At 39.4% G+C, this 17,020-nt stretch carries 20 protein-coding genes; 5 read left to right on the forward strand and 15 right to left on the reverse strand.

What is annotated here, in order from left to right; translation table 11 throughout:
* Positions 1–71 precede the first annotated feature (71 nt).
* The 4 genes from B3Y13_RS05825 to B3Y13_RS05840 all read left to right on the forward strand — a co-directional run bounded on the left by B3Y13_RS05825 (position 72) and on the right by B3Y13_RS05840 (position 3,176).
* Positions 72–272, forward strand: a complete 201-nt coding sequence (locus B3Y13_RS05825) for a cation transporter (RefSeq protein WP_296023604.1) — start codon at positions 72–74, stop codon at positions 270–272.
* A gap of 22 nt (positions 273–294) precedes the next feature.
* Entirely contained in the window at positions 295–1,230 is a 936-nt protein-coding gene (locus B3Y13_RS05830; protein ID WP_296693259.1) for a D-2-hydroxyacid dehydrogenase, read from the forward strand.
* A gap of 75 nt (positions 1,231–1,305) precedes the next feature.
* The gene (locus tag B3Y13_RS05835; RefSeq protein WP_296693262.1) at positions 1,306–2,592 is read left to right on the forward strand and encodes a 3-isopropylmalate dehydratase large subunit; all 1,287 of its coding nucleotides are present in this window, start codon (positions 1,306–1,308) and stop codon (positions 2,590–2,592) included.
* A gap of 50 nt (positions 2,593–2,642) precedes the next feature.
* Complete coding sequence (locus tag B3Y13_RS05840) at positions 2,643–3,176, forward strand: 3-isopropylmalate dehydratase small subunit (RefSeq protein ID WP_078929994.1); 534 nt, start codon at positions 2,643–2,645, stop codon at positions 3,174–3,176.
* Positions 3,177–3,270: 94 nt separating this feature from the next.
* Here the strand turns inward: B3Y13_RS05840 and cmk are convergent, their stop codons facing one another.
* From cmk to B3Y13_RS05915, 15 genes are all read right to left on the reverse strand, one after another.
* The gene (gene cmk / locus B3Y13_RS05845; protein ID WP_296023593.1) at positions 3,271–3,816 is read right to left on the reverse strand and encodes a (d)CMP kinase; all 546 of its coding nucleotides are present in this window, start codon (positions 3,814–3,816) and stop codon (positions 3,271–3,273) included.
* Between the two features lie 46 nt (positions 3,817–3,862).
* On the reverse strand, positions 3,863–4,732 hold the full coding sequence (locus tag B3Y13_RS05850) for a YicC/YloC family endoribonuclease (protein WP_296023588.1): 870 nt from the start codon (positions 4,730–4,732) through the stop codon (positions 3,863–3,865).
* A gap of 63 nt (positions 4,733–4,795) precedes the next feature.
* Entirely contained in the window at positions 4,796–6,298 is a 1,503-nt protein-coding gene (gene murC, locus B3Y13_RS05855; protein ID WP_296693266.1) for a UDP-N-acetylmuramate--L-alanine ligase, read from the reverse strand.
* Positions 6,268–6,711 (reverse strand): hypothetical protein, encoded by a 444-nt coding sequence (locus B3Y13_RS05860; RefSeq protein WP_296693269.1) that lies wholly within the window; start codon positions 6,709–6,711, stop codon positions 6,268–6,270. The genes murC and B3Y13_RS05860 overlap by 31 nt, the downstream gene beginning before the upstream one ends.
* Before the next feature lie 3 nt (positions 6,712–6,714).
* Positions 6,715–8,265, reverse strand: coding sequence for a restriction endonuclease subunit S (locus B3Y13_RS05865; RefSeq protein WP_296693271.1), 1,551 nt, complete (start codon positions 8,263–8,265; stop codon positions 6,715–6,717).
* Positions 8,262–8,831 (reverse strand): zeta toxin family protein, encoded by a 570-nt coding sequence (locus B3Y13_RS05870; RefSeq protein WP_178748663.1) that lies wholly within the window; start codon positions 8,829–8,831, stop codon positions 8,262–8,264. Before B3Y13_RS05870 ends, B3Y13_RS05865 begins: the two co-directional genes overlap by 4 nt.
* Positions 8,815–9,009, reverse strand: a complete 195-nt coding sequence (locus tag B3Y13_RS05875) for a hypothetical protein (RefSeq protein ID WP_296023574.1) — start codon at positions 9,007–9,009, stop codon at positions 8,815–8,817. The genes B3Y13_RS05870 and B3Y13_RS05875 overlap by 17 nt, the downstream gene beginning before the upstream one ends.
* Positions 9,010–9,087: 78 nt before the next feature.
* Positions 9,088–10,590, reverse strand: a complete 1,503-nt coding sequence (locus tag B3Y13_RS05880; protein WP_296668331.1) for a type I restriction-modification system subunit M — start codon at positions 10,588–10,590, stop codon at positions 9,088–9,090.
* Complete coding sequence (locus B3Y13_RS05885) at positions 10,591–10,887, reverse strand: GxxExxY protein (RefSeq protein ID WP_296693273.1); 297 nt, start codon at positions 10,885–10,887, stop codon at positions 10,591–10,593.
* Positions 10,888–10,908: 21 nt separating this feature from the next.
* On the reverse strand, positions 10,909–13,410 hold the full coding sequence (hsdR, locus tag B3Y13_RS05890; RefSeq protein ID WP_296693278.1) for an EcoAI/FtnUII family type I restriction enzme subunit R: 2,502 nt from the start codon (positions 13,408–13,410) through the stop codon (positions 10,909–10,911).
* Positions 13,411–13,413: 3 nt separating this feature from the next.
* Positions 13,414–13,626 carry a helix-turn-helix domain-containing protein gene (locus B3Y13_RS05895; RefSeq protein ID WP_013700830.1) on the reverse strand — a complete coding sequence of 71 codons (213 nt, stop codon included), beginning with the start codon at positions 13,624–13,626 and terminating at the stop codon, positions 13,414–13,416.
* 81 nt (positions 13,627–13,707) lie between these two features.
* Positions 13,708–13,830 (reverse strand): hypothetical protein, encoded by a 123-nt coding sequence (locus tag B3Y13_RS05900; RefSeq protein WP_296693281.1) that lies wholly within the window; start codon positions 13,828–13,830, stop codon positions 13,708–13,710.
* Entirely contained in the window at positions 13,830–14,054 is a 225-nt protein-coding gene (locus tag B3Y13_RS05905) for a DUF3791 domain-containing protein (protein ID WP_296693284.1), read from the reverse strand. The genes B3Y13_RS05900 and B3Y13_RS05905 overlap by 1 nt, the downstream gene beginning before the upstream one ends.
* A 403-nt stretch (positions 14,055–14,457) precedes the next feature.
* Positions 14,458–14,643, reverse strand: coding sequence for a hypothetical protein (locus tag B3Y13_RS05910; RefSeq protein ID WP_296022914.1), 186 nt, complete (start codon positions 14,641–14,643; stop codon positions 14,458–14,460).
* Between the two features lie 53 nt (positions 14,644–14,696).
* Positions 14,697–14,903, reverse strand: coding sequence for a hypothetical protein (locus B3Y13_RS05915; protein ID WP_296693286.1), 207 nt, complete (start codon positions 14,901–14,903; stop codon positions 14,697–14,699).
* 432 nt (positions 14,904–15,335) lie between these two features.
* On the opposite strand from B3Y13_RS05915, the gene B3Y13_RS05920 reads away from it, so the two are divergent.
* Positions 15,336–16,988, forward strand: coding sequence for a putative manganese-dependent inorganic diphosphatase (locus B3Y13_RS05920; protein ID WP_296693288.1), 1,653 nt, complete (start codon positions 15,336–15,338; stop codon positions 16,986–16,988).
* The last annotated feature ends 32 nt before the right edge of the window (positions 16,989–17,020 follow it).

Here is a 17,020-nt window from a genome sequence, read left to right on the forward strand (position 1 = left end):
ATTATTGATATAATGATAGAAGGATTTTTAGATACCGTGATTTTTATTAGTCCCGTAGGAGAAATTTTCTTATGCAGAAAAAAATATATGTTGTTGGAATGTTCGATGCCGATACCTGTGCAAAAGTAGAAGCTGCCGTAAAAGCTGTTGCAGGTGTAACAAACTGTGTTGCAAATGCAGAAAAATCTCAAGTTCTAGTTGATTTTGAAGGCTCTGCCGAAGATGCAATAAACAGCGCTATTTCTTCTACAGGTGTTGAAGTACTCAATTAAAATTATTTTTTAAGGAAGTGTCATGCTTAAAGTTACGGTTTTAGACGGTTATGCGGCAAATCCAGGTGATTTGGATTGGGATATTTTTAAGGATATTGCAGAATTGACGGTTTACGACCGTACCCCGCCAGAACTTGTTGTTGAAAGAATCGGAGATTCCGATGCGATTTTTTTAAACAAAGTAAACATCACTAAACAGATAATTGAACAGTGCCCAAAACTAAAATACATTGGAGTTATGGCGACTGGATATAATGTTGTAGACACAAAAGCCGCAAGAGAGGCTGGAATTACAGTAACAAATATTCCTGCATATTCTACAGACTCTGTCGCACAGCACACATTTGCCTTGATTTTAAATTTTACAAACCAGGTTGAACAGNNCGGCGATTGGATAAAAAGCCCGGATTTTTGTTATTGGAAAAGCCCATTGACAGAACTCAAAGGCAAAACACTGGGAATTTTTGGCTTCGGCTCGATTGGACAAAAAGTTGCAGAAATTGCTCATGCCTTTGGAATGAATGTAATTATTCACGTTCATTCGCCAAATTCTTTTAAAGGAAACGAAAAGGCGGTTTCTTTAGATGAGCTTTTTGAACAGAGCGATTTTATCACCCTTCATGCGCCGATGACTGCGGAAACATCGCAGCTGATCAACAAAAATACTATTTCCAAGATGAAAAAGACCGCCATCATAATAAATACAGCCCGCGGCGGTCTTGTAAACGAAAGCGATTTAAGACAGGCCCTCGATAAAGGCCAGATAGCCGGCTATGCAGCAGATGTAATCGGAACAGAACCAATGAAAAGCGACTGCCCCCTCTACAAGGCAAAAAATTGCGTTTTGACTCCGCATATTGCCTGGGCGCCGCTAGAAGCAAGACAGCGCCTTTTTAAGATTGCTCTTGAAAATTTAAAGGCCTTTTCCGCCGGAAAAAGCATAAACGTTGTTAATTAGAATTCCTGTATTGTATTTTCCTTGCAAAAACGGTAAATTATTTAAAAATACTAAAGAATTTTAGAGGTACTAAAGATGGGAAAGACTATTGCTCAGAAGATTTTTGAATCGCATTTGGTAGATACTCCGTTTGAAGGAACTTATGTTTTAAAACTTGACCGTGTATTCTGTCACGAAATTACAACTCCAATCGCAATAAATGATTTGGTAGAACGCGGCAAGGACAAGGTTTTTGATCCTGCAAAAATCAAGGCCGTAATCGACCACGTAACTCCTGCAAAAGACAGCAAAACTGCAACTCAAGGAAAAATATTAAGAGATTGGGCTCGCCGTAACAATATAAAAGACTTTTTTGACATTGGCGCCAACGGTGTTTGCCACGCAATTTTCCCAGAAAAAGGCTTTGTACGTCCAGGCTTTACAGTAATCATGGGCGACAGCCACACTTGTACTCACGGAGCGTTCGGCGCTTTTGCAGCCGGAGTTGGAACGACAGATCTTGAAGTTGGAATTTTGAAGGGTGTATGCTCGTTCAAAGAACCAAAAACAATCAAATTTGTGCTTAACGGAAAACTCAAAGAAGGAGTTTACGCAAAAGACGTAATTCTTCATTTGATTGGAAAAATCGGCGTAAACGGCGCAACAAACTGTGTAGTTGAATTTACCGGTCCAATCGTAGACAACATGGGAATGGAAGAGCGCATGACTCTCTGCAATATGGCTGTAGAAGCCGGCGGCACAAGCGGAATCTGCTTCCCAGATGAAAAAACTGTTGAATACCTTTGGGAATTCATCAAAGACGAATATAAAACTAAAGAAGACGCGATTGCCGACTATGCAAAATGGCGCGATGACGAGGACGCTGTTTACGAAAAAGTAATCACAGAAGATCTTTCTAATCTTGAGCCAGTATGCACAATCAACTACAAGCCGGATCAGATTAAAAATATTTCAGAAATGAAAGGCACACGTGTTGATCAGGTATACATTGGTTCTTGCACAAACGGACGAATCTCTGACCTTCGCATTGCGGCAGGAGTTTTAAAAGGTCATCACCTCGCGGACGGAGTGCGCGGAATCGTTTCTCCTGCGACTCCAAAAATTTACAAAATGGCTGTAGCAGAAGGCTTGATTGACATCTTCCTTGAAGCAGGATTCTGTGTAACAAACCCTACCTGCGGCGCTTGTCTTGGCATGTCGAACGGAGTGCTTGCTGAAGGCGAAGTTTGCGCTTCTACAACAAACCGCAACTTTAACGGACGCATGGGAAAAGGCGGAATGGTTCACCTTATGAGCCCTGCTTCTGCCGCTGCAACAGCAATTGCAGGAACAATTACAAATTCAGAAAATTACAAAGGATAAAATAAAAGGCAGAGAATAATTTTCGTTCTCTGCCAAAATGGGAGAAAATTATGAAAGCATTCGGCGGACCGGTACTTTTTTTGGATCGTTCAGACATTAACACTGACGAAATCATTCCTGCAAAATATTTGACTGAAATTTCAAAACAGGCTTTAAAGCCATACTGTCTTGAAGACCTTAAACTCGATGGATTCGACGCGAAACGCGATGTTCCAGGAAAAAAAGTAATCATTACCCGTGAAAACTTTGGCTGCGGTTCAAGCCGCGAACATGCGCCTTGGGCCCTCGAAGTAAACGGAATCTATGCAGTAATCGCTCCGAATTTTGCAAGAATTTTCAGACAGAATATGTATAACTGCGGTCTTCTTGCTTTGGAAATGCCAAAACGCGAAATTGACGATATGTTCCGCACATTCGCCGACAAAGAATGTGAATGTAAAATCGAGCCAAAAGATGACGGCACATGGAAAGTAAAGCTTATTGCCGGCTCTCTTTCAAAAAGCTATCCTTTTAAGCTTGAAGGCTTTGAAAAGGCCCTGATTGAAAATGAAGGCTGGATTGGCTACGCTGAGTCAAAATACTAGCTTTATATTTTTATAAAAAAAGCTGCCTTGGAAAATTTTTCTAAGGCAGCCTTTTTTTTGCGCTTTTAAAGATATTTTGCAGTTTACAGCTATTTTATTTTTCGATAAAACCGCGTTTTTCCAGCTCATTTAGAATTAAATCCACAATCTGCTCTGGAGAATAATTTGCAGTGTCTATTATCAAGTCGGCAAAGTCGTATTTATTGTTGTCAATTTCATAGAGCTTTTTATAGCGCCGGCTGTCCTCGCTGTCGCGCATTGCCGTAAAACGGGCGATTTCCGCAAGATCGCCGCCTTCACGGTTAAAAACGCGCCCAGCCCTGGTTTCATCGCTTGCATAAAGATAAACTTTAAAATCTGCAATTTTCAGCATCCAGATTGCAAGGCGGCTTCCAAGAACGCAGCTTTCTTTTTCTGCAAGCTCAACCTGATGGGTGTCCACATATTTGTCATAAGAATCATCATTCTTTGCATTTTCTATTACCTGGGCAAGAGTAAGCCCTTTTTCTGCGGCAAGCTGGCGGAAAGTATAATTGATCATCTTAATTCCAAGCTTCTGGCTCAAAAGAGTAGAAACCGTTGTATTCCCGCAGCCAGATTTTCCGCTGATTGCAACACGAAGTTCTTTTTTTAATTTCATTTTTTTCTCCAGTTTTTTATTTGGGATTTTTCAGGCAAAGCAAAAATTATTCCACATTTTTGCTCTGTTCACGGATATTTTCAAGGGCATCTTTTGCATTTATGACCATCTCGCCTACTTCCGTAAACTGATTTTTTGAGCCGATTGTGTTTATTTCGCGGTTTGCTTCCTGGCAGATAAAGTCAATGCGTTTTCCAGGAACCGGGTTTTGCAAGAATTCATTGCGCATTGCAGAAAGATGGCTGTGCAGACGAATGATTTCCTCGTTGATCGTGTATTTTATCATCATTGAGGCGACTTCTGTCATAATCCGGTTCTGGTCTGCGCTGTCGCCCAAAAGCTCGTTAAAGCGGGTTGTAATCTGCTCCCTGAATTTCTGTTCCATCTTTGGCTGCCATTCCTTAAAGAAAGAAGCGCAGCTGTCAAGAATATCAAGTTTTTTTAGAAGATCAGCTTTGAGGTTTTCGCCCTCGCGTTCACGGTCAGAAACAAACTGTTCAAAAACTTCGTTAAAAACAGGCTCGATTTTTGACCAGTAAGACTCGGCGTCATATTCATGGGTTATATTTAAAACTCCGTCCTGGGCCACAATCAGAGAAAGAGGAATTGAAGCGGCCGGATAGCCAAGAGCCTCGCTTACTTTTGCGATTGCATCGCGATACATTAAAGCCGCGGCAGGGTCAGGATTTACCTTTGCAGTAGAATTCATATCCTTTACGCGGATTGTAAGGTCGATTTTTCCGCGCACGATTTTAGAAGAAACGATTTTGCGGATTTTTGCTTCAAGGGGATTCAAGAACGAAGGAATATTCACATTCAAATCCAAAAAACGGTTGTTCACGGATTTTATTTCAACGCTGATCTGGGTATTTTCGACTATGGTTTCTTTAAAGCCATATCCTGTCATGCTGTTCATAAATTTTTATCTCCATATTTAATATCAAATCTTTGCTGTAATCGCAATAGACTAAAAAAATTGTCAGTTTTTTGTCTCAAGCATTTTTAGAACTTTAGTTCCAACCTGCCAGTTGTTCCCGGCGCCCATTGTTACAAAAATATATCCGTCAGGATAACCACTCCCGGAAGGCTCGGAAAGCATTTTAAATGCGGTTTCTGCGGCCTCATCAAATTCGCCGCAGTAAGTTACGTCCTTATGATATTTTTTTGCATGCTCAGAAAGAATTTCGCCGCTGACCTTTGCGCAGGAAGCGTTCTCGCGGGCGCTCGCATAAATTTTATTGATAATAACCTTGTCAGCGCTCGCAAAGCTGGAAGCAAAATCCTCGAGCAAGGCCGCTGTTCTTGTGTATGTGTGGCTCATAAAGTCAACGATAATCTTGTGCCCCTTATAAAAATTGCGGAACCCTTCGAGCGTTGTCCTGATTGCTGTCGGGTGATGCCCGTAGTCGTCAATAAAGATAACTTCCTGCCCAAGAGGAGTTTTTGCGCGTCCTACAATTTCGCTCCGTCTTCTTCCGCCCTTAAAACTTAAAAGGCCTTCTTTGATTTTTTCTTTGTAGGAAGACAAGTCTTTTCCGTAGGTTTTTAGAAGCTCGCAGTTCAACGCGACGGCGGCGGCAGAATTGCGGACATTGTGCTTTCCAGGAACGCAGATTGCACATTCTCCGAGGCAAGCCACTTCAAAATATTGCTTTCCGCCTTCTACACGGCCAAATTTTAATCGGTAGGCGCCATCAGCATTCTCGCCGTAAGAAACCATTTTTATGTCTGGACGTTTTTCAAACGCGATTCTTGCAGTCTCCAAAGCGCCGCTGTCATCAGCGCAAAAAATCAGCTGTCCGCCCCGAGGCAAAAGACAGATATAATCGACAAAAGCGCGCTGTATGTCTTTAAAAGTCGGATAATAATCCTGATGATCGCTTTCGACAGAAGTAAGAATAATTTTCTGCGGACAAAAAGACATAAAGTGCCTTTGATACTCGCAGGTCTCAGCAATAAAAAAAGACTTTTTTAGAGGAGAGGATTCGGCAGAAACCGGGCTTGTATAAGTGCAGCCTCCAAAAGAAGAAATTATGCTTCCTGCAAGGACTGCGCCCGGAAAGCCAAGCTCCTTAAAAATAGAGCCGCAAAGGCCTGTCGTTGTGGTTTTTCCGTGAACTCCGCAAACTCCGCACGAATAAGCATTCTTAGAAAACGCTCCAAGAGCCTGAGTATAAAGCAAAACAGGAATTCCGCGTTTTACGGCTTCTGCAAGGTCAGGATTGGTTTCCGGATTATATGCAGAAGAGTAAATTACAAGCTGAACGCTGTCCGTAATATTTTGCGAGCTAAAAGGCAGAGCCTTAATCTTTAGCTTGTCAAGAATTTCGTCAGTGTAAAAACGCTCAGAGACATCGCTTCCGGTAATCACAGCCCCATGGGCATGAAGAATTTCGACAAGAGCAGCAACCCCAGTTCCTTTTATTCCGACACAATGAATATGAAAACCTTTCAAATCGGAAGGCAAAACAGAATCAGACATTTTATTAAAACTTTCCAAAAAAATAAAATTAGCGGCAAAAGCAAAAAGCCAAGCCGCCATAATATTTTACTTCTTTTGACAAATTGCTTCAATTCATTGTGTAAACGTTGCTTAAAATCAAATGGTATATCCTTTACATTTTTTGTTAATAATAATACAAGTTTATTTTTTGCATCTGCGTATCCTACTTCATAAAATACATTAGGATTTCGTCCTGTCATATCTGCTATGATAAAGTCTGCATCGTTAATCTTTTTATAAATTTCCTCGACCATATTTGTATCAAAGAAATCATCATCCAGACGTTTTGCATCAACATCACATTCTTTTGCAGTTGCTTTTATTCCTAGCTTGTATACATCATTAAAATCTGAGCCAAAAGGCATTATGACAAAAGCTTTATATTTACTCATTTTTTATTCTCCAAGTTTTTCGCATAATGGCAGCATTTTTTCGATTGCAGCTACAATGCGTTTTTGCTCGGCGAGTGGCGGAAGTGGAACAATACCTTTGTATAATCTATCATCATTAATTGCTGGATATGCAACTCCTTTTGAATTTTCAGTATCATTTGCGTAATTATCAAAAGATGGTGAAAGTAAATAATAAAATAAATATTGATTATTTATTTGAGGATAGCAAGCTAAAACTGCAAATCCAGTACTTGCGATAGGCTCTTTTTCAAAGTCCTTATCAATAATGCACATGTTATGTAAGTACGGCCTTACGGTCGCATAAATAATATCACCCTTTTTCACAATTTTTCTTGCCCTTGAAGGGGCCTGCTCTGGTAAAACAAAGTTTTCTTTATCATTTAACTTTTGATGCAGATTATCTATTGAACCAATATCAATATAACTGAATTCTTTATCAGGTGTTTTTTGACCGTTGTTATAAACAATCTCCCCCAATCTACACCAGCACCAGCTTTCTGGAATATCAAAAGGAATCTCTTCTTCTGTAATGTCACACGGATTCGAGCCAGCTAACGCTGTCTCTTTTTTTGATTTCCTTTTTCCAGATTTTGCGTTAGCAAAATCCAATCCGTGTGACAATTTTTCTTTCCGTATCTCTTCCAGCAAATCCCGCGCATTTCCTTCGCTGGCTATCTGAGGAACAAGTTTTCCCTGAACGGCTTCCTGCAGGATTGCCTTTTTTGTGAGTGTGCCGATTTTTTCATTAATGGCTTTGAGTTGTGTTTCTTTTTTGCCGTATTCTTCTATGAGCGGCATGAACTTTTCGATTGCAGCGACAATGCGTTTTTGTTCGGATAGTGGGGGAAGAGGAATAATCAATTCTGCAAGTTGATTAAGATAAAATCCTTTTTGAGCTGTACCTGTTGCATTTTTAACAACGAAGTTTTGAACATATCCAGAATCTAAACAATATTTCAAATAATAATTAAAAATCTCTGTTTTTATAATTGAAACACTACGCTGAAAACTTACGTTTATAGAACCATCAAAAATACAACTTCGTCCAAGAGTGCCGACTGATGTAAAGAAAATATCACCTTTTTCAGCTTTTGTTCTCTCATTTTCTTTTTCAAAAACTTCTTTTGACAAATAGCGAACTAAATCTAAATCAACTAATTTATCATCGTTTATATTGCGAGATGAGAGCATTAGGTATTCAGTTTTTTCTTGAAGCCCTGCAGGAGGATTGTGGTCGCCATCAACAAGCTTTGTACAAATCTCCCCCAATCTACACCAGCACCAATTCTCTGGTATCTCAAAAGGAATCTCTTCTTCTGTAATGTCACACGGATTCGAGCCAGCTAACGCTGTCTCTTTTTTTGATTTCCTTTTTCCAGATTTTGCGTTAGCAAAATCCAATCCGTGTGACAATTTTTCTTTCCGTATCTCTTCCAGTAAATCCCGTGCGTTGCCTTCACTTGCAATCTGAGGAACGAGTTTTCCCTGTATTGCTTCCTGTAAAAGCGCATTTTTCAAATCTTTTGCGGTCATAGAGTAATTCCTGTAAGCTGCTGGATTTTTTCCTTGCTCCAGTCTTCATTCTGCCAGTAAAAATATTCGGTCTTTCTTTTTTTGAATATTCTGAACGGTAATGTGGAATTGTCATAAATATGGAGGACATCACAAACTTTCACGAGTTCGGGAATAAGTTTTATTGCTTTTTCATAACGAGAACGGATTTTATCTTCTGGAACGGAATGTCCACCATTTGCAGCACGGGATTCTATGCGAGAAACATTAATGTCAGGATTACGGGTAAGAACATAAATACAGCGTATAAAAAAGCCTTTTTCTTTTGCCTTTTGCAAAAGTTTAAGATTACGGTCTGTTGAAAGAACAGTTTCAAAGGTAAAACTTTTATTTTGAGCAACACAATCTTCACGCATTTTTTCGGCAAGTTGGGCTGCTTCCAAATCGGAACAGTAGTTTGTACGTTTTATTTCATCTGCATTTATATATGGTTCTATTACTTTTGCAAGTTTTGTAACTGTTGTTTTTCCGCTTCCATTTGGACCTGCAAAAACAATGATTTCAGGTTTCTTAATTTGCTCGCACATATTTTTTTGTTCCATCGGCATAAAGAAGGTAAGCAGTATTTGTTGCTGAGTCGTAGCAGGAAATTGGAGTTCCCTTTGCTTTTTTTATTTCATTTTCTATTCTTACGGCTTCAATAAAGCGTTTTGTGAGTTCATCGTCTGAAACGCCACAAGTTGAATCCAATTCATTTTGATCCATTAATAAGTCCTCCTATATATTATAGTAGATTTTTTATACATTTACAGTTTACAGTTAACCCCCTCGAATTCGATGGTTTTACGCCTCTCCTTTCTGCGCTTTCTGATGAAGCTCTGTTATCTGTGCCAGCAGATTGTCTATGTCGGAATTAAGCTTTGAACGTTTTTCTTCGTAGTTCTGGATTGTTTCTGCAACGCTCAAGATTTCTTCTTCCTCGTGAGGATAACCGCAAACATCAAAATTGTAATTTGAATCAATGAGTTCCTGCACTGTGTAACATTTTGCTTTTGGATTTCCTTCTTCGTCTGTGATTTCCTTGCGGTCATTCCACCAGGCAAGGCAGCCGTCAAAGTGTTTTAATTCCATCGGCTTTGTTTTGCTAAAGTGCTTGCGGTCGCCTGGAATATCTACGCGGTAAAACCATGTTTTTCCTGTCGGCTCTTCATTATTAAAGAAAAGAATGTTTGTTGTAATGCTTGTGTACGGACTGAACACACTGCCAGGCAAGCGGACAATTGTATGAAGATTAAAATCTGTAAGAAGCTTTTTCTTAAGGTTGTTCTTTGCATTGTCGTTTCCAAACAGGAATCCATCTGGGACAATTACGGCTGCGCGGCCATCTTTTTTAAGGCGGTACATGATGACTGCCATGAACAGATCGGCTGTTTCACTTGAACGTAAGTCTGCCGGGAAGTTCTGTTTTATATCGTCCTTTTCACTTCCGCCATAAGGTGGATTCATAAGAATTACATCAAAGGCATCTTTCTGTGTGTAGTCCAAAAGTTTGTAAATAAGTGAGTTTCCGTGACAAACCTTTGGGCTGTCGAGGCCGTGCAAAAGCATGTTTGTAACACAAAGCATATATGGGAACTGCTTTTTTTCCACAGCATAAATTGAGTTGTAGATTTTTTCTGATTCTTCGTTTGAAATGCTACCTTTAGCATCTTTTACTTCTTCAAGTTCTTTTATCCAGCTGGAAAGGAATCCACCAGTACCGCAGGCAAAATCTGCCATTGTTTCGCCTATCTGCGGCTTAATCATTTTTGCCATAAATTGAGTTACAGCACGTGGTGTATAGAATTCACCGGCACTACCTGCGCTCTGGAGTTCTTTAAGAATTGTTTCGTAGATTTCACCAAAGGCGTGAGTTTCTTCGTAGCTTCCAAAATCCAGCTCATCGATAATATTTACAATCTGACGAAGAAGTACACCGTCCTTCATGTAGTTGTTTGCATCTTCAAAAGTTGTGCGTACAATACTCTGGCGGATTGGTGTGTCAGGTGAGATTTCAAGATTTTTAAGAGTTGGGAAAAGCTTATTGTTTACAAAGTTCAAGAGTTTGTCACCAGTAAGACCATCACCTTGATTTTCTGTATGTGCCCAGTTACGCCAGCGAAGTTCTTTTGGGATTATTGATTCATATTTTTCATCTTCAAATTCCCAGTCCTCTTCCTTTGCGTCATATACCTTTAAGAAAAGCATCCAGGCTATCTGTTCAATTCTCTGTGCATCACCGTTAATACCGGCATCGTTACGCATTACATCTCGAATGCGTTTTACAAAACTACTTAAGTTGCTCATTTATTTTTCCTCTATCCTATTGTCACACGGATTCGAGTCGGCTAACGCCGCCTCTTTAAACATCGTTATTCGCTGCCATTTTAAAGAATTTTCTCCAAAATTAACAAGCAATCCTATTTCAAGATTTGAGGCTTTTAGGTAATTCAAAACCTGAGCCTTATGAGCTTTTACAAGGTTTGTCACAGCTTTTAATTCTACAATTATCGAATCATAACAAACAAAATCAGCATAGTATTCTTTATCTAATTTCTGTCCTTTAACATTAACATAAATATCTCCAAGATTTTGCGTTAGCAAAATCCAATCCGTGTGACAACCTTATGCCACTTTATACAATTCGTTTTCCAGCTCACGCAAAGCGGCGCGGTATTTGTCATTTCCACCGAACAAAGCTGCAATTCGAGCTGGTTTTCCATATTTAGTAAATGGATTTTGTTTTAAAATTTCTGTTGATTCAATATCATAAATGCCAAGTTCGGCATATTTATCCAAAAGTGCATTGATTACTTCTCGAGCTGCTTCACCATATTTTCCAAAGATGTCATGTTTCTTTACATTCTCAGCACGTTCTTTTCTTGTTAGCGGCTTTTGATTAAATGCAATATGACAGATAAAATCAAAGTCATCTACATCGGTCATATTCTGGTCTTTCTTTATCAGTTCAAGGTCAATGCCTTTCTCCTTTAGCATATTACGGATAATTTCTTTTTTCTGTTCACCATTCCAGGTCTGAATAAAGTTTTCCAAAGTTTGGTATGTTCCAAGAATACTTTCTTTTGTATAATCTTCAATAGATTCCTGCTTCAAGAGTTTTCCATCTGTATCATATATAGAAACTAAACGCTGAAGAACATCGACTCTTATTTGTCCTTTTCCAATAATTGGTTTTGGATTAGGTGTAGGAGGATCTACAGTATCAGGGTCATCTCCATCATCATTTGGATCATCTGTCGGGTCTTTTGGCTCAGGAGGGATTTTAGGTTCTGGTTTCGGATCAAAATCTTCATCCTGTTCAATTTCTCCATCCCAGTCAGGGTCTGCAAATAATCGGCTTACTCTGCGAAAATCCATAATTGTAAAATGTGTTTTTCCATCATCGTAGCGAAGTCGAGTTCCGCGACCAATAATCTGCTTGAATTCTGTCATTGAATTAATAAGTTCATCAATGACAATAAGCTTTACCATTTTACAGTCACTACCGGTAGAAAGCAGTTTTGAAGTCGTTGCAATTACCGGGTAAGGCTGTGAGACAGAAATAAAATAGTCAAGTTTATCTTTTCCGTATTTATCACTTCCGGTAATGCGTACTACATATTGTTCTTTAACATTTCCCTGGTTATCTTTCAAAACCATGTCAGTATTCAAATTGTTTAATGCAACACGCATTCTGTCAGCCGCATCTTCTGTAGGACAGAATACAATTGTTTTAGACATGCGGTCTGTTTCTTTCAGGTACTTTGTAATTTCAGCTGCAACTTCATCAATGCGGTCTTGAACAATGATGTTGTAATCGTAATCAGATAGGTTATATTCGCGGTCTTCAATTTCATTTCCATGAATATCCTTCTGCCCTTTTCCTGGCCGCCAGCCGTCATCTATATTTGTATGAACATTAATTACTTTGAATGGTGCAAGGAATCCATCTTCAATTCCCTGCTTAAGACTGTATGAATAAACTGGCTCTCCAAAGTAATCTATATTCGAAACATACTTTGTTTCCTTTGGGGTTGCAGTCATACCAATTTGTGTTGCACCATTAAAATATTCAAGAATCTTACGCCATCGAGAATCAGCCTTTGCAGAACCGCGGTGACACTCATCTACAATAATCAAATCAAAGAAATCAGGAGTAAAGAATTCTTTATACTTTGAAAGTTCGTTTTCAATCTCTTCTTCTGTTTCTTCCTCTTCGTCATTATGATGTTTTGCAGAATCCAACTGCTGGTACAAGGCAAAGTAAACCTGATATGCTGAGATTTTAGATTTGTCTTCTTTCTGAAAATTGATTTTGTGAATTACTTTATCAAGCGGCTTAAAGTCCTGCTGAATAGACTGATCCACAAGATTATTTCTGTCTGCAAGATAAAGAACTTTCTTTTTAGTTCCAGATTCAATCAAACGCCATACAATCTGAAAAGCTGTATATGTTTTTCCAGTTCCTGTTGCCATTGCAATGAGCATACGAGCCTGATGTTTTGCAATTGCTTCAAGAGTTCTGTTTACTGCATTACGCTGATAATAACGTGGCGGATAACAGTCTGCTCCAGAATAGAAAGGTGTGTTCATCAGTTTCTCTTCAAAACAAAGAGGAACATCATATGCAGCTGATTTTCCGTCAATGTAATATCGTTCACGGTTTTCAACTTCTATTATTTTTTGAGCATCAACACCTTTCCATCGTGTATATAATTCATCTGCTGTCGGGAATTCAGATAAAGGGAATTCTTTTTCAAGACCGGTAGTAAAATCATGTTCAAAAAAACTGTCACCATTAGAAGTATAAACAAAAGGAACATTCATCATAATTCCATAAGTAATTGCCTGTTGCATTCCAAATGAAGATGAATGATTATTATCTTTTGCTTCTACAATTGCTAAAGGGGTTCCTTTGTTATACCAGAGAACATAGTCACAACGTTTACCTTTATTGCGGCTTGGAATATTACCTTTGATATGAACTTTACCGTCTGTAAACTTGTTGGCAGGAGAAGTCTCCATAGTAATCTTTTTAATTTCCCATTTGGATGTTAAGGCTGGTGTGATGTACTGGAGTTTTATATCTTCTTCTGTCATCTGACTAATGTCAAAAATATCACTCATTTTTCACTCTCCATCACCCGCATTCACTTCCATAATATCCCCAATCTCGCAGTCAAGCGCAATGCATATTTTCCTGAGGCTTTCCATGGAAACATCTTCGCCTTTGCCCATTTTGGCTACGATGTTGCTGGTGATTTTTGCCTGGCGGATGAGGTCGCTCTTGTTCATGTCGCGGTCGATTAGGATTTTCCAGAGTTTTTTGTAGCTCGCACTCATTGTAGTTTTCCTGTTTTGATTTCGGTCTTTAAATAGTCATACACATAAAGGGGGCTTTGAAAGTAAAGTCCTGTCTTTGGGTCACAGAGTTTCTGGTAGAGTTCTGAGTTGTACACGGCACGCAAGGCTTGTTCCACGGTAAAAGAAAAATCCCTTACGAGATATGTCGTTTATTTCTACATTTGAACCATGATACAAAAACATCAGACATTTCCTCCATGGTCTTTGCAATAAGAAGCTAATGTATCTACCATTTCCGAATATGCAAGGGTGCGGGCTATATTGTAGTGCTGTTCCAAAAGCGTAATGGCATTAAATCGATCTGGGTAGTTGAATGCCTGTGTGGTGGAAAGCGAATATTTTTTTGCGAAATCGCTTACGAGAGCAACGGTATATTCAATTTTGTCTTTTACAGGTACTTCCGCCATTCTGATTCTCCAACAAGGGGATTATACCATGTTTCTCTTAAATTTTCAATAAAATCTCACGAAATCGGGAGAAAAGCGAGAAAAATCTTTCCTAAGGTAAAAACTAAAATTCTCACTGAGAATTTCAGCTTCTGTAATACTTACTCCATGTCTGATTTACAGTTTCCTTGAATATTGTAAATGAAGAGTGATAATGGTCATTATGGATTAAATAAAAAAATTAAATAAAAATTCTTTTTATCCAAGTAGGTATCGCGAAGTTCATTAAAGTGACCCGCCGATTTCAATTTTTCAAATCTTTTATAAACTTTCTTGCTTTTAGGAATTTTATCCCAGTGATATGAGTTCTCATCTGCTTTCTTGTTATGAATTAATCTGCAAAAGTCTCCGTCTTTGTTTTTCGCTAACATAGGTCGAGGTCAAAAGATTCATTTTCATTTCTTGTAACAAGATTTTTCATCCCGCTACCGACAAGATAGAAATCAACTTCGTAGCCTTTGTTTTTCAAATCTTGTTTCAGCTGATTTAATTTATCAGAACAAAAAATTCTGAATCTTCGGCTTTCGTTTTTGGGTACATAAGAATACATAGCAACTCCAATAAATAAAAATATGCCCCAAACCTACCATTCAAGATTAGCACTCAAATCGTTATAGAATATTCTATTTGATGAAAAATGCTATTGACACCTTCATTCACAGGGAATAAAAGCCTGCCCAAATCCCCAAGCCCAGGGTCAGAAATAATATCCCGGATTTTTGCTTTTGTTGTTATGTCGCTTGCATTCATGTATGTTCCTTTGCAAAAAAGCAAAAATATTGCTGTCAGTACTGCCAGTTTTCCTTTCATTTTGTGCCTCACAATTATTTTCCAAAAAAACAGAGGAAGCGCATTTTATTTGCGGACTCCCAGATTTTAGCGGCCAGCTGCCGCTTGTCCATAATATTCTCCCATACTAAACAGTCGGGCTTGCCCTGCTGTCATTGCCAGGCTTGCCCTGCTGTCATTATCGGGCTTGCCTTGCTGTCATTACCAGCTTGCCCTACTGTCATTACCAGATTGCCCTACTGTCATTATCGGGCTTGACCCGATAATCCCATACAGACAGATTGCCGTGTCAAGCACGGCAATGACAGTTTAATCAGCACGGCAATGACAGTTTAATCAGCACGGCAATGACAAAAAACAAAGTGTCATTATCGGGCTTGACCCGATAATCTATTGGAATTCATTTTTTTTTGTTTTTGGGCTACAATCTTCGCAAGACTTTGGGGTGATTTTATGAAGAGGATTCTTATTTTTGGGCACAAAAACCCTGACACTGATTCGATTGTCAGCAGCACTGCTCTTGAGCTTTTGAAAAAAAAGATGGGCTTTGAGCATTATTCTGCATGCCGCGCAGGACACTTAAATCCGCAGACTGACTATATCTACAAGAAATTCGGTATCTCCCCGCCTCTTTTTATTCCAGACCTTTTGCCAAAGGTCGAATATTTCATGCACAAAGGCGCAATTACAACCGGCGAAAACGAGTCGATCTGGAACGCGGTCAGCAAGATGCGCGACAAAAAAGTAAATGTTCTTCCTGTCGTTGACAAATCCGGGCTTTACAAGGGTCTTATTTCCAGCGACTTGATTTTTAAGAGCATTTTTGACAACTTTGACCCGATGCACCATCTTTCGCTTTTTACTTCGGCAAAGCTTTTAAAGGAAACACTAAAAGCCTCTTTTTTGAGCGAGCACAATCCGGACAGGCAGCGCGAATTTAAGATTATTCTGGCATCGACAAGCTTTTCTTCTTTTTCCAACACTCTCAAATCCCACCTTTCGCAGCCGGTTATCGTTGTAACCGGCGACCGCGAAGACATTCAGCTTTTCTGCCTCGAAAACAAGGCGGATATTTTAATCATAACAGGCTCAAGGACTCCAAGCCCAAAGGTAATTGAGCTTGCAAAAAAAATCGGAACAACAATAATTTTAAGCCCGCTCAACACTTCTTCAACTTCTATGCTCATTATGTATTCGGTTCCGGTTTTTAAGGTTGCAAATACTTCTCTAAAAGCGCTCCAGGCAAAAGACCTGCTTGCAAACGTAAAAAAAGAAATTCTCTCAAGTCCGCTGCGTCTTCTTCCTGTTGTTGACGACGAAAACAAGGTGATTGGAATTATGTCGGAAATAGATCTCCACAACGAGCCTGACCTTGAAGTTGCGCTTGTTGACCATAACGAGCTTTCTCAGGCGGTCGATGGAATCGAAAACTACACAATCGCGGAAATAATCGATCACCACAGAATAGGCCCTGCCCCGACAAAAAGTCCGATTACTTTTATAAATATGCCTCTTGGCTCAACTTCCACAATTATCTCAAGGCTCTTTATAGAAAACAAGATTGAAATTCCTGTAAAAATCGCAGGCCTTCTTTTGAGCGGAATTTTGAGCGACACCTTGATTTTAAAGTCGGCTACGACAACTAAAACAGACGTAGAAATCGCCAATATTCTGAGCAAGATTACAGGCCTTGAAATTCAATCTTTCGGCGAAGAAATAATAAAGGCCGGAAGCCGCATTAAAGACAGAACCGCATTGCAGATTATCGCCCAGGACTTAAAAGAATACTCTGAGGCCGGAGAGACATTTACCGTAAGCCAGATTGAAGTTGACGGAACCCAGGAAATTCTAAGGCGGAAAGAAGAATTTATCGCCCAGCTGGAGGAACAGAAAAAAGAGCGGAAAGCGCTGTTCAGCGCGCTTTTGGCAACAGACATTTCAAATCTAAATTCGCTGATGCTCGTTGCAGGCGAAAAAAAGTTCATGGATTTTCTGCATTTTCCTAAGGTTGAAGAGCAGGTTTATTTCTTAAAAGACATAGTCAGCCGCAAAAAACAGCTGATTCCGATTATAGGCGAATTGATTGGCGAATTTGAAAATTATTAAAAATTCGGGCGGATTGCCGTGTCAAGCACGGC

This window comes from Treponema sp. UBA7567 (assembly GCF_002476655.1).
Taxonomy (GTDB): domain Bacteria; phylum Spirochaetota; class Spirochaetia; order Treponematales; family Treponemataceae; genus Treponema_D.